The organism is Kitasatospora sp. A2-31 (assembly GCF_022288725.1).
Taxonomy (GTDB): domain Bacteria; phylum Actinomycetota; class Actinomycetes; order Streptomycetales; family Streptomycetaceae; genus Kitasatospora.
In genome coordinates this window covers 123661-142330 of sequence record NZ_JAKNTA010000011.1, presented here as the reverse complement: position 1 = coordinate 142330, position 18670 = coordinate 123661, and the positions used below count along the sequence as shown (strand labels likewise).

Genomic DNA, 18670 nt, shown 5'->3' with positions numbered 1-18670 from the left:
TCTGCCGTCCCGGTGTTTCACGATCACGAATCCTCCGTGTCCGGTCGGTTAATGGTGCGCAGGTCGGCGGCGGCCGACTTCACCTCGGCCAGCAGGAGCGCGAGGTCGGCCTCGGTGGTGGCGGCGTTGAGGAGGCAGGCGCGGAGCATCTCGCGGTCGCCGAGGCGCGCGCCGGTGACGAAGACCCGGCCGCGGCCCTGGACCGCCGCGGGCAGCTGGCGGTTGAGCGCGTCGAGGGCGGCCTCGTCAAGCCCGGCCGGCCGGTACCGGAAGGCCGTGATGGAGGTCTGCACCTCGGCAAGCAGCTCCAACTCGGGGTCGGCGCAGACGAGTTCGCCCAGACGTCGGGCCAGTGCGGTGCAGTGGCCGATGTCCCGGGCGAGGCCGTCGCGGCCTCGGTGGGCGATGGTGGCCCAGACCTTGAGGGCGCGGAACGGGCGGGTCTGCTCGGTGCCGTACTCGGAGAACCAGCCGAGCGCGCCGGCCGCCTCGTCGCGCAGGTAGGAGGGGACGAGGCTGAAGGTGCCGCGCAGCTCGCCGGTGTCGCGCACCAGGGCGCAGCCGCAGTCGACCGGGACGCCCAGCCACTTGTGCGGGTCGAGGGCGAGCGAGTCGGCCCGCTCCAGGCCGGCGTAGCGGTGCGCGATCGCCGGGTCGAGCCGGCCGAAGGCCCCGTAGGCGCCGTCGACGTGCAGCCAGAGGCCCTGCTCGGCGCAGAGGTCGGCGATCGGGTGGAAGGCGTCCACGGCGCCGGTGCCGACCGTGCCGGCCGAGGCGACCACCAGGAACGGCAGCAGGCCGGCGTCCCGGTCGCGCGCGATCGCGGCGCGCAGGTCGGCGGTGTCCAGCCGGCCGTCGGGCCCGGTGGCGACGGTGCGCAGGTGCCGGCTGCCGAGGCCCAGCAGCTCGGCGGCCTTGCGGACGCAGGAATGGGTCTCGCCGGTGACGTAGCCGACCAGCGGCGGCAGGCCGGCCAGGCCGTCCTCGCGGACGTCCCACCCGGCGGCGCGGGCGGCACGGTTGCGGGCGGCGGCCAGGCAGACGATGGTCGCCATCGAGGTGCCGGAGGTCAGCAGCCCGCCGCCGGCCGGGTGCGGGAAGCCGACCAGCTCGGCGATCCAGCGGACCACCGCCCGCTCCAGGTGGACGTCGGCGTGGTCGCCGCCCGCCGAGCTGGGGTTCATCGCGGCGGCGGCGAGGGTGGCCAGGACGCCGGCCGGGGCGGGGGCGGAGTTGACCCAGCCGAAGAAACGGGGGCTGCCGTTGCCCATCGGGTACGGCAGCACGTCCCGCTCGACGGCGGCGAGCAACTCGGTGAGCGCGGTGCCGGCGGTCGGCAGGGGCGCGTCCAGCAGGGCCGCCCGGGCGGCCTCGTCCATGGGCTGCCAGACCGGGCGGGCGGGCAGCCCGTCGAGGTAGTCGGAGACCAGCTCGGCGGCGGCGTGCGCCGCGGTGCGGAAGTCGTCGCCGGCCGGCGGGGTGGTGCCGACGTGGTCGGCGCCGGGGCTGCGGAGGTCGTCAGGGGTCGTCACGGCGGGCTCCCAGGGGGTGCGGGGCCAAGGGCCTGGCGGCGCGGCGTCCTCGGCGCACCCGATCACCGCGATCCTACGGAAAGGGACCCGCGCCGTGCGGCGCGGGCCCCTTCCGGTGGCGAACGTCCGGTCGACCTGGCGACGCCTAGTCGAGCGAGGCGGAGAGGCCGCTCGCGGAGCGGCAGTAGCCCTGCATCTCCTTGTTGGTGATCTTGCCGCAGAGCCGGGCGGCCGCGCCGGCCTCGGTGTAGTTCACCGTGTAGTAGCTGACCAGGCCCTCGGCGCAGGCCTTGCGCTGCCAGCCGTCGGCGGCGGTCGCGCACTGCTGGGCGGCCCAGTCCTCGCGGTCCAGGTTGTACTTCATGGTCCGCGAGCCGACGCCGCGGCTGCAGTCGACGGCGCCGCCGGAGGCCTTGCCCGCCAGGCACCACTTGAGGGCGTCGGCGTAGACCTCGGGATGGTTCGGGTAGTCGTGCGAGGAGAGGTAGAAGGTCGGCGCGTAGAAGAAGCAGGCGGACTGGAACAGCGCCGGCTGGTCCTTGCACGGGTAGAGCGGGTCCTGGGCGAGCTTGTCGGCGGGCAGGTTCGCCTTCGCCTTCTCGTCCTCCTCGTCCGGGCCGAAGAGCTGCATGAACAGGCCCTCGGAGCAGCGGATCCGGTTCTGGTCGGTCGTGAACTTGTTGCACAGGTCGCGGGCCTTGGCGACGTCCTGCTTGGCGACGAACATCGTCCCGTGGCCGACGCCGTGGATGCACGGGCCGCTGTTCTTGGGGGCGCAGAGCTTCAGGAGGTCCACCTCGGGCTGCTGGGAGGCGTTCAGCATCTCCTCGACCGCGCCGTGCAGGTATCCGGCCGCGCAGGTCTCGTGCGGGAAGGAGATGACCTTCTGGAAGTCGGCGTTGAACCGCTTGACCGCCGCGTGCCCGAGCTCGTGCGCGATCGGGTGGCAGAACCGGACGGTGTACGGCAGCTGCTTGGTGATCCTGTCGAGGTCGGCCAGCGCGACGCCGGGGTCGGTGGCCTCCATCTCGGACATCAGCTTGTTGCGCAGCGTCGAGCGGGTCCACACCGCCGGGTCGCCGGTGGGGGTGGCGCTGGCACCGGTGACGGCGGCGCCGCCGGAGGGCGGTGCACCCGAGCCCGTCGCGCCGGTGGCCGCCGGAGCCGCGGCCGCCGCGGTGGTCGAGGGCGTCCAGTCGGTGACGGCCACCGAGCCGAGGCCCAGGACGCCCAGCAGCAGGGCGGTGAGAATCGCGAAGGCTCGCGGTTGCATGACGGAGATCCCCCGGCGGATCGATGCGGACGGTTCGCTCCCCATCCTGACGGCACGCGGGTCGGATTCCGCGTTTTCGGCCGCCATTCGGGAGGTGTCGGCGACGCTACCGCACGCCGTGCCGGCCGATCGACGCGGGATGGCCCGGGGCCGGCCGCCCCCGTACGGCGGCGGCCGGCCGCCGTACGGGCTGAGGTTCGGTCAGAGCTCCAGCTCCACCCGGTACTCGGTCAGCCAGGCGTTGAGGTCCAGCGCCAGGTCGACGCCGAGCCGGACGGACTGCGGGTCGGTGTCCGGGGCGAGCGCGTCGGTGAGCGCCCGGCGGTCCAGCAGGCCGAGCACCGGCGCGCTGCCGTCGTCGGCGACGGCGGCCAGCTCGGCGCGGAGCAGCGCCGGGTAGTGCGGGTCCTGGACCACCGGGTACGGGGCCTTGGGCCGCTGGGCGACCTCCTCCGGCAGCAGGTCCTTGACGGCGGCGCGCAGCAGGCTCTTCTCCCGGCCGTCGAAGGTCTTCATCCACCAGGGCGCGTTGAAGACGTACTGGACCAGCCGGTGGTCGCAGAACGGCACCCTGACCTCCAGGCCGTTGGCCATGCTCATCCGGTCCTTGCGGTCCAGCAGGATGCAGACGAAGCGGGTGAGGTTGAGGTAGGAGATCTCCCGCATCCGCCGCTCCAGCGGGTCGGCGGCGGGCAGGTGCGGGACCTCGGCCAGCGCCTCCCGGTAGCGGGCCCGTCGGTACTCGTGCACGTCGAGCTTGGCGACCAGGCCAGGGTCCAGCAGCTGCTCGCGCGGTCCCGCGCCGGCGCCGGCGAGCTGGCTCAGCGCGCCCGCCCAAGGGAAGTCCTCGGCGGCGACCAGCCGCGGGTCGTGGAACCAGCGGTAGCCGCCGAACAGCTCGTCGGCCGACTCGCCGGAGAGCGCCACGGTGGAGTGCCGGCGCACGCCCCGGAAGAGCAGCAGCAGCGAGACGTCCATGTCGCCGAAGCCGCCGGGGACGTCCCGGGCGCGCAGCACGGCGGCCCGCTCGGCCGGGTCGGTGAGCGCGCCCGCGTCCAGCTCGATCACGCTGTGGTCGGCGCCGACGTGCCGGGCGAGCAGCCGCGCGAACGGGCCGTCCGGGGTGGAGCGGACCTCGTCGGCCCGGAAGTGCTCGCTCTGGCCGGTGAAGTCGACGGCGAAGGAGCGCACCGGGCCGGCTCCGGCGGCGCGCAGCGCCCGGGCGGCGAGCGCGGTGACGGCGCTGGAGTCGAGGCCGCCGGAGAGCAGCGAGCAGAGCGGTACGTCCGCCTCCAGCTGGCGGTGGACGATGTCCTCGAGCAGGGCCCGGACGGTGGTCACCGTGGCGTCCAGGTCGTGGGGGTGTTCGCGGGCCTCCAGGGCCCAGTAGCGGCGCACCGAGACGCCCTCGCGCCGGATCCGGACCACGTGGCCCGGCCGGACCTCGGCGACGCCCCGGTAGACGGTGCGGCCGGGCGACTTGGTGACGGCGAACATCTCGCGCAGACCGTCCAGGTCGACCACCGGCCGGACGGAGGGGTGGGCGAGCACGGCCTTGGCCTCCGAGCCGAAGACCACGCCGTGCCGGGTGGGGTGGTAGTAGAGCGGCTTGACGCCCATCCGGTCCCGGACCAGCAGCAGCTCCTCGGTGCGGGTGTCCCACACGGCGAAGGCGAACATGCCGTTCAGCCGCTCGGCGAGGCGCTCGCCCCACTCCAGGTAGGCGTGCAGGACGACCTCCGTGTCACTGCGGGTGCGGAAGCGGTGGCCGGCGGCCTCCAGCTCGGCCCGCAGCTCGCGGTGGTTGTACACCTCCCCGCTGTAGGTGAGGGCGGCCAGCACCCGGCCGTCGTGCTCGACCGTCATGGGCTGGGTCCCGCCCTCGAGGTCGATCACGGCGAGGCGGCGGTGGCCCAGGGCGGCGTGCCGCTCCAGATGGACCCCGCCGGCGTCCGGTCCGCGGCAGAGCTGGGTGGCCGTCATCGCGTCGAGCACTGGCCCTTCGGCGGTGAGGTCGCGGTCGAAGGCGACCCATCCGGTGATCCCGCACATCAGCAAGCCTCCGGTTCTTCCGAGACGCGTCCGTGGAGGGCGCGTCTCTCCGATGCGTATGCGAAGAGTCACGCTACGTGTCGTGCCGGTGCCGCTACAAGGGGTCCGGCGACGGTCCGGGGGCGGTCGGGGGCGGGCATCGGAGCGCGAACGCGCTGGATTTTGAGCTGAATGCGGCAAGTCCTGCCCGAATTCGGGCAGGATCTTTGATCTCCGTGCCCTGCCCGGCCTAGAGTCCCGAGTTGTGTCCAGCGCTCCCGGTTCCTCGCACTCCCAGTCCCACCCCCACGAGGAGCTGCTCGCCCACCTCACCCGGACCAGCCCGCTCGGGCCCCGGGAGGCGGCGCGGGTGGTGGCGGAGGTCCTGGCGTACTTCTCCGAGACCACCGAGGAGTACGTCCGGCGCCGCCACGGCGAGCTGCAGGCACGCGGCCTGACCAACGAGAAGATCTTCGCCCGGCTCGCCGAGGAGCTGCCGGCCCGGCGCGTCGCCGCGCCCGGGTTCTCGGCCCGCCAACTGCGCCGGATCGTCTACGGCTGACCGGCGGCCCCTCGCCGGCCGTGCCCCGACCGGCCGGGGCCGGCCCCGCCCCCGGTCCGCCCGCGCCATCCGGAACACCGGCCCTCCCACGCCACCCCAGAAGGAGTCCATTCAGATGTGCGGAATCGTGGCCTACATCGGCCCCAAGGACGCGACGCCCTTCCTGCTGGAGGGTCTCGCCCGGCTGGAGTACCGCGGCTACGACTCCGCGGGCGTGGCCGTCGCCGGACGCACCGGCGGCATCAAGGTCCGCAAGGTCAAGGGCAGGGTCGCCGACCTCGCCGCCGCCGTCCCGGCCCGGTTCAAGGGCGGCACCGGAATCGGCCACACCCGCTGGGCGACCCACGGCGTGCCCAGCGACGCCAACGCGCACCCGCACCAGGACAACGCGGAGAGGATCGCGGTCGTCCACAACGGCATCATCGAGAACGCCGACGAGCTGCGTGCCCGGCTCACCGCCGAGGGGGCCGTCTTCCGCTCCGAGACCGACACCGAGGTGCTCGCCCACCTGATCGCCGCCCACGCGACCGAGGGTGTGGAGCTGGAGGAGGCGGTCCGCGCCGCGCTCGGCAAGGTGGTCGGCACCTACGGCATCGCCGTGCTGGACGCCGAGCAGCCCGACCGCATCGTGGTGGCCCGCAACGGCAGCCCGATCGTGCTGGGCATCGGCGAGAAGGAGATGTTCGCCGCCTCCGACGTGTCGGCCCTGGTCCGGTACACCCGCCAGGTCGTCCACCTGGAGGACGGCGAGCTGGCGACCGTCCGCGCCGACGGCTTCCGCACCTCCACCGAGGACGCCCGCACCACCCACCGCCAGCCGTCCACCGTGGACTGGGAGATCGACTCCTACGACACCGGCGGCTACGAGCACTTCCTGCTCAAGGAGATCCACGAGCAGCCCGGCTCGGTCGAGCGCACCCTCAGCGGGCGCCTCGACGAGCGCTTCGCCACCGCCCACCTGGGCGGCCTCAACCTGGACGCCCGCGAGCTGCGGGAGATCCGCCGGGTGAAGATCCTCGGCTGCGGCTCCGCGTACTACGCGGGCGAGATGGGCGCCCAGCTGATCGAGGAGCTGGCCCGCATCCCCGCGCACAGCGAGCCGGCCTCGGAGTTCCGCTACCGCAACCCGGTGATCGAGGCGGACACCCTCTACATCGCGGTCAGCCAGTCCGGCGAGACCTACGACACGCTGGCCGCCGTCCAGGAGGTCAAGCGCAAGGGCGGCCGGGTGCTCGGCGTCGTCAACACCGTGGGCAGCGCCATCGCCCGCGAGTGCGACGGCGGCATCTACCTGCACGCCGGCCCGGAGATCTCGGTCGCCTCCACCAAGGCGTTCACCTCCACGGTCATCGCCTTCGCGCTGCTCGCGCTGCACTTCGGTCGGATCCACGACCTCTCGCCGGCCGACGGGCGCCGGATCGTGGCCGCGCTCAAGGCGCTGCCGGACCAGATCCGGGAGGTCCTCGCGCAGAGCGACGCGATCGCCGGACTCGCCGCCGAGTACGCCGACTCCGAGGGGATGATGTTCATCGGCCGGGTCCGCGGCTACCCGGTGGCCCGCGAGGGCGCGCAGAAGCTCAAGGAGATCTCCTACGTCCACGCCGAGGCCTACCCGGCCAGCGAGCTCAAGCACGGCCCGCTCGCGCTGATCAGCCCCGAGCTGCCGACCGTCGCGCTGGTGCCGGACGACGAGCTGCTGGACAAGAACCTCACCACCCTCGGTGAGATCAAGGCCCGCTCCGGCCGGGTGCTGGCCGTCGCCCACCGCGCGCCGGAGGCCAAGCTGGCCGACCACTGCATCCTCGTCCCGAAGAGCGAGCCCGAGCTCGACCCGCTGCTGCTGAACATCCCGCTGCAGCTGCTCGCCTACCACGCCGCGGTCGCGCTGAAGCGCGACGTCGACAAGCCGCGCAACCTGGCCAAGAGCGTGACGGTGGAGTAGACGGTGGAGTAGGCGGCGTCCGATTGCCGAGGGAGGGCCGGTCCCGGACGGGGCCGGCCCGCCGTGCATCCAGATGCTTGACTTCACCAACCATTCGGACCTACCGTCGAGACAAGTGCTTGATATTGGCAACTATCAAGCGGCTGAAAATTTCTCGCCGGGAGTACTGTCATGAAGGCCACCACCCACCCTCGGCAAGGGCCCCGCCGAGGCGCACCGGACGGAGATCGCCTTCACCGTCAACGAGCTGGACCAGGTGCTGCCCGTGCTGGAGGTGCCCGACCTGGATGCGGCCATCTCCTTCATCACCGACCGGGAGAAGCCGCTCGCCCTCTACGCCTTCACCGCCTCGGAGACGACCAAGGAGCGGCTGGCCGCCGAGACCTCCTCCGGGGCGCTGGTCTTCGGGCTGTCCGTCTCGCACCTCGCGGTGCCCGAGCTGCCGTTCGGCGCGCGCGGCCAGGGAGTTGAGCAGCGCTGCGCCCCGCTCCGCATCGTCCAGGCTCACCGCGAACTCCGGCCCCGTGCGAGGGCGGACCACCAGGCAGGCGCCGCCGCGCAGCATCACCGTGGTGCCCGTGCCGCTCAGCCGGTAGCCCCAGCCGCCGACCTGGGCGGGGGTGCGGTCCTCGGCGCGGGCCGACTCGATCCGACCCAGCGGCCAGCGGCGGACCGGCCAGCCGAACGGGCCGAAGGAGACCTCCAGCCCCTCGGGCGAGACCACGGCCTGGACGAGAGCCAGGCGAAGCGCTCGCCGTCGGGGAGGGCGAGCCGCGGCCCGGCCGCCGGGGTGCCGGCGGGGGCGCCGGCCGGGGCGGCGGTGCGCCTGGCGGCCAGGTGCCCGAGCAGGCCGGCGGCGGCCGCGGCGACCAGGACGAGGACGACGTCCGGACCGACGTCGCCGGCCCCGGTCCAGTCGGTGCGGTCCAGGTTCAGTTCCACGAGATCCTCCCTGCTGTAGCCCAGCCGTGCGGCTTCCTCCACCAGCTCGGCGGCCCGGCCTGCGAGCCCGGCCCGCCCGTCGGCGCCGCCGGCGACGGTCACGCCCCGGCCCCGGCGGAACTCCAGGACGCCCTCGTCCCGCAGCGCCCGCAGACCGCGCAGCACGGTGTTGGCGGCATGTCGGTGAGGTCCAACTTCAGCAACATGATGCTATCGACAGTAGCACCATCATCGGGGCAAGGAGCCGTCGGTGCCGAGAGGGCCGGGCGCAGGCCCCGGGATGCGCCGCGGCCGGCCGGCACCCGGACCTCAGGGTGCCGGCCGGCCGTGCCGGTCAGTAGTCGACGCTGGGGGCGGTCGTGGTGGAGCCGAGGTCGGGCCGGTCGCGCAGTTCCAGGACGGTGCCGTGGGTGGCGAGTTCGAGGACGATCAGCTCGTTGCCGCCCGCGCGCCAGAGCGGGCCGGGGGCGTAGAGGGTTTGCTGGGGGCTGTCGGGGGAGTAGCGGCCGAGCAGGAAGCCGTTGAGCCAGAGGAGGCCGCGGCCCCAGCCGGGCAGGGCGACGAAGGCGTCGCCGGGCGCGTCGAGGTGGGCCTCGAAGCGGTGGAACGCCGGGTCCTCGTCGGCGGCCCCGACCGCGGGGTCGAAGGCCAGGCCGGAGAGGTCGGTGAGCGGCAGCGGCCGGATCTCCCAGTCGAACAGGCGCTGTTGACCGTGCGAGACGCCGCGGCCGATGCCCTTGTGGTCGTCCATCAGGGGCCCGTAGTTCACCCGGCCGAGCGCCTCGACCAGGATGTCCAGGGTCGCACCCGTCGGCCCGGTCTCCAGCGGCAGCGTCCGGCCGGGGGCGTTGCGCTCCAGGACGCCGAGCGGCGTGCCGTCGACGAAGACGTGGGCGCGGTCGCCGATGCCGTCGATCCGCAGCGGCAGCGCGCCCCGCGGCCCGGGGACGCGGGTGCGGTAGTGGATCAGGCCGAGCGACTGACCGACCCGCTCCATCGGCTCCGGCGCGGCCCGGCGGACCGGGTCGGAGAGGGCGTCGAGGGAGCCGAGTAGCCGGGCCCGGCCCCGGTCGGGCCGTCCAGCCGCTGCGGCGCGATCCGCGGCGGCGGCTGTGGCAGTTCGACGTCCGGCAGCGGCACGTACTTGCCGATGACCTCCCGGAAGGCGTGGAACTTCTCGGTGAGTTCACCCGCCTCGCCGATCGGCGCGTCGTAGTCGTAGCTGGTGACGTCCGGCTCGTGGCCGGCGTCGTACGGGTGGGCGCCGGTGTGGTTGGCGCCGGCCCAGAAGCCGAAGTTGGTGCCGCCGTGCGCCATGTAGAGGTTGACGGAGGCGCCGGTGGCGAGCAGGTCGTCGAGGGCCCGGGCGGACTCCTCGGCGTCGCGGACGTGGTGCGGCGCGCCCAGGTGGTCGAACCAGCCGATCCAGAACTCCATCGCCGTGAGCGGGCCCTTGGGCTGGTGGCGGCGGAGCACCTCGAAGCGCTCGGCCGCCCGGGAGCCGAAGGTGGCGGTGGCCAGCAGGCCGGGGATGCCGCCGCCCTGCTGCATGGTGTCCTCGGCGCCGTCGGCGGTGAACAGCAGGCAGTCGACTCCCCGGGCCACCAGACCCTCGTGCAGGTGGGCCAGGTAGGCGGCGTCGTTGCCGTAACTGCCGTACTCGTTCTCGATCTGGACGGCCACCACCGGGCCGCCCCGGCTCGCCAGCAGCGGCAGGAACTCCGGCACGACGGCGTCGAACCACCCGTCCACCTCGGCCAGGTAGGCGGGTTCGGCACAGCGCAGCCGCAGGCCGTCGACGGTGAGCAGGCGGGCCGGGAAGCCGCCGAACTCCCACTCGGCGCAGATGTACGGGCCCGGGCGCAGGATCACGTCGAGGTCGTTGGCCCGGGCGAGCCGGAGGAACCGGCCGAGGTCCCGCCAGCCGGTGAAGTCCTTCTCACCGGAGGGTAGTTCGTGGAAGTTCCAGGGGACGTAGGTGTCGACGGTGTTGGCGCCCATGGCGCGCAGCCGGCGCAGGCGGTCGTCCCAGAGGTCGGGGTGGATCCGGAAGTAGTGCACCGCGCCGGAGATGATCCGGTGCGGTGCGCCGTCGCGGCGGAATCCGCTGTCGTCGTAGTCGAGCATGAAGACCGGCCTTCGGGTGCGGGAGGCGAGGGGGAGCACGGTTTTCGGGTTACCGGGAAGGATAGTTGGGTTCGGCGTGCCGAAGGCGCGGTACGCGCGGAGCGGCGACCGCCGTCACCCCCGCGGGGTGTTCCCGTGACCGGGGCCGGGCCTAGACTGCGGAGCTCGCGCGGTATTACCGGCCGGTAGGGATGGGGAAGTCGGATGGCGGACGAGCGGGTCCACGCTTTCGGGGACGACGCGCTGGGGGAGCACGACGCGGTGGCGCTGGCGGCGCTGGTGAAGGCGCGCGAGGTCAGCCCGGCCGAGCTGGCGGCCGCCGCGTCGGCGCGCGCCGCCCAGGTCGACGCCGCCCTGGCACCGGTCGCCTTCGCCGCCCGCGGTGGCCCGCGGACGGCCCCGGCCGGCGACGGCGGCGCCCTGTACGGCGTGCCCAGCTACCTGAAGGACAATGTCGACCTCCGCGGGATGCCGACCACGCACGGCAGTTCGGCGTTCCGTGCCAGGCCCGCCCGGCGCACCGCCGGGTTCGCCGAGCAGTTCCTCGGCACCGGTCTGGCGGTGCTGGGCAAGACGCGGCTGCCGGAATTCGGCCTCAACGCCTCGACCGAGTTCGCCGAGGCCCGGCCGGTCCGCAACCCGTGGCGGACCTCGCACTCGCCCGGGGCGTCCTCGGGCGGGTCGGCGGCGCTGGTGGCGGCCGGCGTCGTGCCGATCGCCCACGCCAACGACGGCGGCGGCTCGATCCGGATCCCGGCCGCCTGCTGCGGGCTGGTCGGGCTCAAGCCCACCCGCGGCCGGCTGGTGCCCAACGACCAGGGCCGGCGGCTGCCGATCGACCTGGTCACCGACGGCGTGCTGACCAGGTCGGTGCGCGACACCGCCGCCTTCTTCGCGGCGGCCGAGCGCTACCGACGCAACCCGGCGCTGCCCCCGCTGGGCCTGGTGGAGGGGCCGGGCGACCGCCCGGTGCGGATCGGGCTGGTGGTGGACTCGCCGCTGGCGGTCAGCGACGAGCCGACCCGCCGCGCGGTCGAGCGGACGGCGGAGCGGCTGGAGGCGATGGGGCACGAGGTCGTCCCGGCGACGCTTCCGTTCGGTGAGGAGTTCTCCCGGGACTTCACCATGTACTGGGGCTACATCGCGTTCCTGATCGCCACGACCGGCAAGCTGCTGCTGGACCCCGGCTTCCAGGCCGGGAGGCTGGACGGCCTCACCACCGGCCTGCGGCGTTCCTTCCACCGCGAGTTCCACCGGGTGCCCGGCGTGCTGCGCCGGCTCCGCCGGGCCGAGGCGGCGTACGCGGGGCTCTTCCGCGATCACGACGTGATCCTCTCGCCGGTGCTCGCGCACACGCCTCCGCCGATCGGGCACCTGAGCCCGAACGTCGCCTTCGACGAGCTGCTGGAGCGGCTGCGGCGCTACGTGGCGTTCACGCCGGTGAACAACGTGACCGGCGGTCCGGGGATCGCGCTCCCGGGTGAGGCGGCCGGCAACGGTCTGCCGGTCGGCGTCCACCTCTCGGCGGCGCACGGCCAGGAACGGGTGCTGCTGGAGCTGGCCTTCGCCCTCGAGGCGGACCGGCCCTGGCGGCGGATCCAGGACGACGCGCCCGGGGTCTGAGGGTCCGGGTCCGGGGGGGCGCGGGTACGGCGGTCGGCGGTCGGAACGGTCAGTCCCCGGCGGGGGGGGATCGCCCGGGCGGCCCGGACCTCGCGCCGCAGCGGGTCCAGCACACCCTCCTCCCCGCCCGGGCCGCCGGCGGTGTCCGACCTTCCTTCCCCGCTCGGCCCTTCTCCGTTCGGCCCTTCTCCGTTCGGCCCGGAACCTTCGTCCGCCCCGCCCGGCACGGCCTCCCCGGTGCGCAGCGCGCCGGCGAGGTCGTCCAGCTCCCGGCGACGCTCCGGTACGTCCCGGCGACCGCCGACCGCTCCGGCACGCCGCCGCGCAGCGGCCAGCCGAACAGCGCGAGCGCCAGCACGACCAGGCCGCCGAGGGCGAGCAGCAGCGGCGGCTTCCACCAGGGGCTCGGCATCGGGAGACCGGCGCCGACGACGGCGTTGAGCAGGAGCAGCAGCCCCGAGGCGGAGGCGACGGCGCCGATCGAGGAGATCATGCCGGAGACCAGGGCGACGGCCGTGACCACGGCGACGGCCGTCCACCCCTGGTGGAAGACCAGCGTGCCGAGGGTGACGCCCAGGGCGCCGAACAGCTGCGGAACGGCGATGTTGAACAGCCGCATCCGGTAGGCGTCCGCGGTGTCGCCGATGACGGCGGAGAGCGCGCCCATGGACGCCAGCGCGCCGTACTCGGGCCGCCCGGCGGCCATGCCCACCGCCAGCGGGGTCGCGAGGCCGACCGAGGCCCGGGCGACGGCGGCCCGGGGGATCGCCGCCGGGTGGGGGCGCAGGCCCTCGGCGAGCCAACTGGGTGGTGCGAGCCGACCGGCCCGCGCGCTCCGTGCCACGGTTCCACGCTAGGGCGCCTCAGAGCCCGGCGGGCCCGTAGAGGACGTCGACGGTCAGCTGTCCGTCGGACCGGCGGGCCACCGCCGTGTTGTCGACCACCGTGATCAGGGCGTTGGAGTTCTTCGCGGTGAAGACGCAGACCCGGTCGCCGGGGGCGAACCCGTGCGGCGCGTAGCCGCTGGTGAACCGGTTGGCCACGGCGAGGCAGGCGTCCCGGGTGGCGGGCGCGTCGCTCGGGAGGAAGGCCGCCGCGTCCTTGTAGCCGGCGATCTCGCTGCCGTCGTCGGCCTTGCCGTACCAGCCGAACGTCTCGGTGGCGCCCCACTCCGACACGGCCGGGCTGCTCGGGTTGCCGAGGTTGACGGCCTTCCCCTGGGGGATGACGCTCCGGTAGCCCCCGGTCCACCCGGTGGAGGGCTGTGTCGGCGTGGCCACCGGGGTCGCCGCCGAGGTGCTCGGCCGCACGGTGGCGGGCGCCGGCGGGGACGTCCAGGCCGGCTGCTGCGCCGGCGGGGGGACGACCTGGGTCCCGCCCCCGCCCGGCCCGGTGCCGCCGTTGACCGCGCCGGTGCCGCCGCCTCCCACGCCGCCGACTGCCGCGCCACCTCCCGCGCCGCCGCCCGAACCCCCGGCCGCGCCGGCCGCACCGGAACCGCCCGTCGCGCCCCCGGCGGATCCGCCGCCGGACCTGCCGGTGCCGCCGCCGTTGCCGCTGCCGCCCGTGCCGCCGGCGCTGCCCGGTCCTCCCGCGGCACCGCCGGCACCGCCGGCACCGCCGCTCCCGCCGGTGGCGCCGTCGCCGCCACCGATGCCGTTCGAGGTGCCGGTGGCGGGCGGGGGGTTCTGCGGCCCGTCCGGGGCCGGCGGCGTGGCCCCCGGCCCGGACGGCGCCCCGCCGGCGGCCGGACGCTCGGAGGTCGGGGCGGAGGCCGTGGACGGGGCCGGGCCCGCCTGGCTCCGGCCGCCCTGTCGGGGATCGCCTGAGGTCAGCGCCGCGACGACGGCGAGCGCCGCCAGGCACGCGGACGTCACGACCAGCGCGACGGCGCCGCGCCGGGAGAGCCGCCGACCTGCACCGGCGGTCGGCGCGGTCATGTGGACCGTCGCCGTCCTGCTCTGCACGGTCACGCCGTTCGTGGTGCTGTCGCGAATGGTGCTGCGGACGCTGCTCCGGGCCTCCCCGGGCTTTCGGGCCTCCCCGGGCTTCCGGGCTTCCCCGGGCTTCCGGGCTTCCCCGGGCTTTCGGGCCTCCCCGGCACCGGTCGGGCCGGATCGCGCCGACTTGCCGTCCTTCTCCCAGTCCACGTGCCGACCCCCACGATCTCCCCGCGGATGTTCGATCCGCCCCCGGGAGGTGTCCTGCCCTGCCCTGCCCGGCCCCCAACCGACCCGTCGGGCACGAACATGATCCCGGGCCCCACCCCTCGGCGCATGCGGCCCGCACCCCGATCGCTCTGTGCTCCGGCGGTCAGGGTTCCTGAGCGGGACGGAGACTGACGGCCCGTCCGCTGCCCGTCCGGCCCCGCGATCTTCTAGAGTCGCCAGCGGTAGGACCGTAGGACGACCGCACCGGTGGTCACCCGCGGTGCACGACCGCACCGCACCACGCACGACCGCAGTACGTACGACCGCACCAGGCACGACCGCACCGCGTACACCACGGAGAGGCAGTACCCATGAGCGAGCAGCAGGCGCCCGAGCCGTTCGAGCCCGTCGACGAGGACTGGCAGACCGCCCTGGCCGTCGTCGCCCACCCCGACGACATGGAGTACGGCGGGGCCGCCGCCGTCGCCCGGTGGACGGCGCAGGGCAAGAAGGTGGTCTACGTGATGGTCACCAGCGGTGAGGCGGGGATCGACTCGCTGAGCCCGCAGGAGTGCGGCCCGCTGCGCGAGGCCGAGCAGATCGCCTCCGCCGCCGTCGTCGGCGTCGACACGGTCGAGTTCCTCGGTCACCCGGACGGCGTACTGGAGTACGGGTTGCCGCTGCGCCGCGACATCGCCCGGGCGGTCCGCCGCCACCGCCCGGAGATCGTCATCACCAGCAACTTCCGCGAGACCTACGGTGGCGTCCTCCTCAACCAGGCCGACCACATCGCCGTCGGCCGGGCCACCCTCGACGGCGTGCGGGACGCGGGCAACCGTTGGGTGTTCCGCGAGCTCACGGCCGAGGGGCTGGAGCCCTGGAACGGCGTGCGGCAGGTCTGGGCGGTCGCCTCGCCGGAGGCGCGGCACGCCGTGGACACCACCGACCACTTCGACCTGGGCGTCGCCTCGCTGGCCGAGCACAAGGCGTACCTGGCGGGACTCGGCGGCGCGATGGCCGAACCGCGGGAGTTCCTGGAGGGTTTCGGCCGCTCGGCGGGTACCCGGCTCGGCACCCGCTTCGCCGTTCCCTTCGAGGTGTTCCCGCTCCGGTAGCAGGACGGCGGGCGGGTGGGGAACGGCCGGGAGCCGCAGGGGACGCGGCGGCCGGTTCCGCTAGGGCTGGTCCCCCGGGGTCCGTGGCCCGCGCCGCTCCGGTGGTTCAGGCGGCTCAGGGCGCTCAGACGGCTCAGGGGGCTCAGACGGCTCAGGTGGTTCCGCCGGCGCCCGGGTGCCGGACGGCTCGGGCGCGTCCGGCCGCCCCTGCTCCGGCCCCCTGCGTTCCTGCTCGCCGCGCCGCCGGCCGCCGCGCCGACGGCGCACCAAGGCCCGGACGGCGAGCAGCGCGCAGACCGCGAGCAGGCCGAACAGCAGCCAGAGCTGGTAGCGGATAGCCGTCCGGTAGATGGTGCCGATGTTGGTGCCGGCCAGGTAGCCGAAGGCCGACCAGACGCCGACCCAGAGCGCCGCGCCGAGCACGTTGAACGGCTGGAACCGCCGCCACGGCATCTCGGTGGTCCCGGCGATGATCCCGTTGGTCTGTCGCAGCCCGTCCACGAAGCGGGCCACCGTGACCACCTTCCCGCCGTGCCGGGCGAAGAACCCGTCGGCGCGCTCCATCCGGGCCGGCGTGAGCGCCACGTAGCGCCCCCAACGGTGGACGAAGGCACGGCCCCCGGTGCTGCCGATCAGGTAGCCGAGGCTGTTGCCGACGACGGCGGCCGCGAAGGCGATCGCCACGACGGCGGCCAGACTGAGGTGCCCGGCGCCGGCGTAGACGGCGGCGAGCACCAGGATGGTCTGGCCGGGGGCGGGGATGCCGCAGTTGTCCAGCAGGACGAAGAGCGCCACCGCCGGATAGCCGTACTCGTCGAGCAGGGGAGCGAGCCCGGCGAGTGCGCCGGGCAGTTCGGGGGTGGTCGCGGACACGGGCTCACCACCCCGCGCCGCGGCGGCGCGGGGTGGTGGCGGCCTGGTTCAGTGGAGCGCCTCGCGGCGTTCGATGTTGCAGTCGGGCCCGGGGTAGATCAGGCCCACGTGGCCGTCCTCGAAGCGGACCATGTACGGCGGCTCGCCCCCCTGGCCCCGCACCTCGATGATCTCGCCCTTCTGGTCGACCATGCCTACCGACCTGCTGTGGATGTGGAGCTGGTCACCTACCGCTGCCTGCATGGTCTGCTCCTCGGGTAGCTGTGGCCGCGCGGGCGGCCGTTCTGCTTCCACTGTGCTGCGGCGGAGGCGGGCTCGCAACGCCGTGGTGGGCCGGTGCGCGGCCGTGTCGCGCTCCGGCCGGGGCCGGGTCGTACCGCCCGTTCCCGGGCGGGTGCGCGCGGTGTCCGGCCCGGCGGGGGGGTGTCCGGCCCGGCGAGGGGAGGCCCGGCGGACCGCTCCCGGCCTCGCTTCCGCGCCTCCGTGGGTCCGGCGGCCGTCAGCGCTGGCCGAACTGCGCGGCGAGGTAGCAGCGGATCAGCTGTTTGCACTCGGCGATCAGGGCCGGGTCGCCCTGCGGGTCGCTGCGGAACGCCAGCTTGAGGACGGCGTCCGCCGCCTCCAGGGCCACCCGCAGCCCGAGGGTGAGCGCGGCAGGGTCGGCCGCGGCGAACAGCTCGGCGCCGAGCGCCTGCAGGCGCAGCGCGACGGCCGTGTTGTTGTCGAGCTCGGTGTCCAGCAGGTGCTGGTCGTCCCGGACGCCGGCGGGGACGGTCGCGTCGGCCAGCCCGAAGTCCACCTGGCCGAAGCCGGGCACCGTCCGCTTCATGACGACGAACTCCTCGACCGCCAGGTCGGTGAACCCGGCCGGGCCGGCCGGGGACTCCACCAGCAGCCGCTGCTCGACGCGCCCGAGGTACAGATCGAGGTTGCGGCCGGCCAGCGCGGCCAGCAGGTCCTCCTTGCCGGCGAAGAACTGGTAGAGCGTGCCGATGGGCACCTGCGCGCGGTGCGCGACCTCCTTGGTGGTGAGCGCGCCGGCGCCGACCTCGTCGAGCAGGCCGGCACAGGCGTCGAGGATCCGGCCGTAGCGCTCCTGGCTGCGCTGCTGCACCGGGCGCCGGCGGCCCGGACCGGTCCGCTCGGCGGTCTGGTGACTCCTCGTGTCCGCACTCATGGGGCCACTGTGCCGCATCGGGCGTTCGCCGGGCCAGTCCCGGCCCCCCGCCGCTGCGCCGCGAGGGCCCCGCGGCCGGTGACGCCCGGTCCCGGGCCCGCTGCCACGGCTTCGGCCAAGCCGTGGTGCCCGGACCGCTTCGTTCCGCCCCGGACCGCTTCGTTCCGCCTCGCACCGTTCGCCGGAAGGCTGGACTCCGGATTCCGGGAGTTGTCCGTGAACAGTCGTCAGGAATGGTAGCGTCCTGCCCTGCCATGACCGCGGCACTCCTCCCCGGTGACCGTTCGGTTCCTGGCGTCCGTGCTCAGCACCGCCCCCATCCAGACCGCACGGGGCCCGGCCCCGTTCGCCACGACCGCTGCGACCGCCCCGGGTTCACCGCCCGGTCGTCCCCGGCCTCGCGCTCCCCGACCTCCCGCCGTCGGCGCGGCGGGTCGCCGCGATTCCCGGGACCGGGCAGCGGGGTGAACGGTCGCCGCCGCCTGCCTTGACCCACCGGGATGACGAATGAAGAAGCTCGTGCACCGCGCACTTGCGGCAGGGGCAGCCCTGTCCGCGTGCGTCGCGATGACCGCGGGAGCCGGCACCGCCGCCTCCGCCGCACCTGCCACACCCGCCGCCGCGCCTGCCGCCGTCGCTGCGCCGGTACCGCTCACCGGCTCGCAGCTCGCCGCCTCCTGGACCGCCCCGCTCAGCACCCGCGGGCGGTACATCGTCGACGCGAACAACCAGGCCGGCCAGGTCTCCCACAACCTGCCGCTCGGCCTGGACCGGGCGCCGATCGCCGACATCCTGACCGGATTCCACCGCCTCGGCATCAACAGCGTCCGGCTGCCGTTCGCCAACGCGATGATCCACGACACCGCGCCGGTGCCGGACGTCGCCGTCACCGCCAACCCGCAGCTGAAGGGGAAGACGAACGACACCTACGCGGTCGGCTACAGCGTCCGCTCCAACGCGATGTCCGCCCTGCTCTGCGCCCCGGCGGCGGCCGCGCTGCCGCAGTCCGGGCGGAACGTCTGGTTCGACCACGGCGACAACCGTCCCGCGACCGGTGGTTCCACGGGCAGCGACTGGGCGCCGGGCTACTACAAGGGCCAGTGCACGGACGACGAGTACGTCGCCGGTGTCGCCTTCACCTGGAAGTGGCTCCACTACGGCGTCCCGGACGCCCTGCTCTGCCACCCGGTGAAGTGACCCGGCTGAAGTGACCCGGGTGAAGTGATCCGGTGAAGTGATCCGGTGAGGTGGTGCGGAGGGAGCACCGCCCGACGTGCCCCCGCCGGCGGTCCGACCGCCGGCGGGGGCACCGTCGTCCGGGTG

At 74.5% G+C, this 18670-nt stretch carries 14 protein-coding genes and 3 pseudogenes; 6 read left to right on the top strand and 11 right to left on the bottom strand.

Annotation, left to right across the window (positions count from 1 at the left end; all coding sequences use genetic code 11):
• Nucleotides 1-23 precede the first annotated feature (23 nt).
• The 3 genes from MCM47_RS27890 to asnB all read right to left on the bottom strand — a co-directional run bounded on the left by MCM47_RS27890 (nucleotide 24) and on the right by asnB (nucleotide 4857).
• Nucleotides 24-1532 carry an aspartate aminotransferase family protein gene (locus MCM47_RS27890; RefSeq protein ID WP_238864475.1) on the bottom strand — a complete coding sequence of 503 codons (1509 nt, stop codon included), beginning with the start codon at nucleotides 1530-1532 and terminating at the stop codon, nucleotides 24-26.
• Between the two features lie 145 nt (nucleotides 1533-1677).
• A complete protein-coding gene (locus MCM47_RS27885; protein ID WP_238864474.1) occupies nucleotides 1678-2805 on the bottom strand; it encodes a hypothetical protein in 1128 nt (375 codons plus the stop codon).
• A 201-nt stretch (nucleotides 2806-3006) separates the two neighbouring features.
• Complete coding sequence (gene asnB, locus MCM47_RS27880) at nucleotides 3007-4857, bottom strand: asparagine synthase (glutamine-hydrolyzing) (RefSeq protein WP_238864473.1); 1851 nt, start codon at nucleotides 4855-4857, stop codon at nucleotides 3007-3009.
• A gap of 244 nt (nucleotides 4858-5101) precedes the next feature.
• Here asnB and MCM47_RS27875 point away from each other — a divergent pair, with 244 nt between their 5' ends.
• From MCM47_RS27875 to MCM47_RS27865, 3 genes and pseudogenes are all read left to right on the top strand, one after another.
• Complete coding sequence (locus MCM47_RS27875) at nucleotides 5102-5398, top strand: hypothetical protein (RefSeq protein ID WP_238864472.1); 297 nt, start codon at nucleotides 5102-5104, stop codon at nucleotides 5396-5398.
• A 115-nt stretch (nucleotides 5399-5513) separates the two neighbouring features.
• Nucleotides 5514-7340: a glutamine--fructose-6-phosphate transaminase (isomerizing) gene (glmS, locus tag MCM47_RS27870; protein WP_238864471.1), complete on the top strand. Its 1827-nt coding sequence runs from the start codon at nucleotides 5514-5516 to the stop codon at nucleotides 7338-7340.
• Between the two features lie 256 nt (nucleotides 7341-7596).
• Nucleotides 7597-7803, top strand: a pseudogene (locus MCM47_RS27865) (aldehyde dehydrogenase family protein); the annotation flags it as partial.
• A 470-nt stretch (nucleotides 7804-8273) separates the two neighbouring features.
• Here the strand turns inward: MCM47_RS27865 and MCM47_RS27860 are convergent.
• From MCM47_RS27860 to MCM47_RS42670, 3 genes and pseudogenes are all read right to left on the bottom strand, one after another.
• A pseudogene (locus tag MCM47_RS27860) lies at nucleotides 8274-8453 on the bottom strand (GntR family transcriptional regulator); the annotation flags it as partial.
• Nucleotides 8454-8616: 163 nt separating this feature from the next.
• A complete protein-coding gene (locus tag MCM47_RS42675; protein ID WP_305068030.1) occupies nucleotides 8617-9279 on the bottom strand; it encodes a hypothetical protein in 663 nt (220 codons plus the stop codon).
• Nucleotides 9249-10448 (bottom strand): beta-galactosidase, encoded by a 1200-nt coding sequence (locus MCM47_RS42670; RefSeq protein WP_308222480.1) that lies wholly within the window; start codon nucleotides 10446-10448, stop codon nucleotides 9249-9251. Before MCM47_RS42670 ends, MCM47_RS42675 begins: the two co-directional genes overlap by 31 nt.
• Nucleotides 10449-10613: 165 nt before the next feature.
• Here MCM47_RS42670 and MCM47_RS27850 point away from each other — a divergent pair, with 165 nt between their 5' ends.
• The gene (locus tag MCM47_RS27850) at nucleotides 10614-12032 is read left to right on the top strand and encodes an amidase (RefSeq protein ID WP_238864470.1); all 1419 of its coding nucleotides are present in this window, start codon (nucleotides 10614-10616) and stop codon (nucleotides 12030-12032) included.
• A 271-nt stretch (nucleotides 12033-12303) separates the two neighbouring features.
• On the opposite strand, the pseudogene MCM47_RS27845 reads toward MCM47_RS27850, so the two are convergent.
• Both MCM47_RS27845 and MCM47_RS27840 read right to left on the bottom strand, forming a co-directional pair.
• A pseudogene (locus tag MCM47_RS27845) lies at nucleotides 12304-12876 on the bottom strand (FUSC family protein); the annotation flags it as partial.
• A 19-nt stretch (nucleotides 12877-12895) separates the two neighbouring features.
• On the bottom strand, nucleotides 12896-14005 hold the full coding sequence (locus MCM47_RS27840; protein ID WP_238864469.1) for a hypothetical protein: 1110 nt from the start codon (nucleotides 14003-14005) through the stop codon (nucleotides 12896-12898).
• Nucleotides 14006-14553: 548 nt separating this feature from the next.
• On the opposite strand from MCM47_RS27840, the gene MCM47_RS27835 reads away from it, so the two are divergent.
• Complete coding sequence (locus tag MCM47_RS27835; RefSeq protein ID WP_238864468.1) at nucleotides 14554-15297, top strand: PIG-L deacetylase family protein; 744 nt, start codon at nucleotides 14554-14556, stop codon at nucleotides 15295-15297.
• Between the two features lie 60 nt (nucleotides 15298-15357).
• On the opposite strand, the gene MCM47_RS27830 is transcribed toward MCM47_RS27835, so the two are convergent.
• The 3 genes from MCM47_RS27830 to MCM47_RS27820 form a co-directional block, all read right to left on the bottom strand.
• Nucleotides 15358-16170, bottom strand: coding sequence for a DedA family protein (locus MCM47_RS27830; protein ID WP_238864467.1), 813 nt, complete (start codon nucleotides 16168-16170; stop codon nucleotides 15358-15360).
• 48 nt (nucleotides 16171-16218) lie between these two features.
• Nucleotides 16219-16413, bottom strand: a complete 195-nt coding sequence (locus MCM47_RS27825) for a DUF1918 domain-containing protein (protein WP_238864466.1) — start codon at nucleotides 16411-16413, stop codon at nucleotides 16219-16221.
• A 256-nt stretch (nucleotides 16414-16669) separates the two neighbouring features.
• Nucleotides 16670-17347, bottom strand: coding sequence for a TetR/AcrR family transcriptional regulator (locus MCM47_RS27820; RefSeq protein WP_238864465.1), 678 nt, complete (start codon nucleotides 17345-17347; stop codon nucleotides 16670-16672).
• A gap of 507 nt (nucleotides 17348-17854) precedes the next feature.
• Between MCM47_RS27820 and MCM47_RS44105 the strand changes: the two genes are divergently transcribed.
• Nucleotides 17855-18544: a hypothetical protein gene (locus MCM47_RS44105; RefSeq protein WP_374209216.1), complete on the top strand. Its 690-nt coding sequence runs from the start codon at nucleotides 17855-17857 to the stop codon at nucleotides 18542-18544.
• Nucleotides 18545-18670 lie beyond the last annotated feature (126 nt).

Coding starts and splice junctions, on each gene's coding strand:
- MCM47_RS42675 (WP_305068030.1), bottom strand. CDS start 9,279: ATGGAGCGGGTCGGTCAGTCGCTCGGCCTGATCCACTACCGCACCCGC.
- MCM47_RS44105 (WP_374209216.1), top strand. CDS start 17,855: ATGAAGAAGCTCGTGCACCGCGCACTTGCGGCAGGGGCAGCCCTGTCC.
- MCM47_RS27850 (WP_238864470.1), top strand. CDS start 10,614: ATGGCGGACGAGCGGGTCCACGCTTTCGGGGACGACGCGCTGGGGGAG.
- MCM47_RS27835 (WP_238864468.1), top strand. CDS start 14,554: ATGAGCGAGCAGCAGGCGCCCGAGCCGTTCGAGCCCGTCGACGAGGAC.
- asnB (WP_238864473.1), bottom strand. CDS start 4,857: ATGTGCGGGATCACCGGATGGGTCGCCTTCGACCGCGACCTCACCGCC.
- glmS (WP_238864471.1), top strand. CDS start 5,514: ATGTGCGGAATCGTGGCCTACATCGGCCCCAAGGACGCGACGCCCTTC.
- MCM47_RS27885 (WP_238864474.1), bottom strand. CDS start 2,805: ATGCAACCGCGAGCCTTCGCGATTCTCACCGCCCTGCTGCTGGGCGTC.
- MCM47_RS27820 (WP_238864465.1), bottom strand. CDS start 17,347: ATGAGTGCGGACACGAGGAGTCACCAGACCGCCGAGCGGACCGGTCCG.
- MCM47_RS27825 (WP_238864466.1), bottom strand. CDS start 16,413: ATGCAGGCAGCGGTAGGTGACCAGCTCCACATCCACAGCAGGTCGGTA.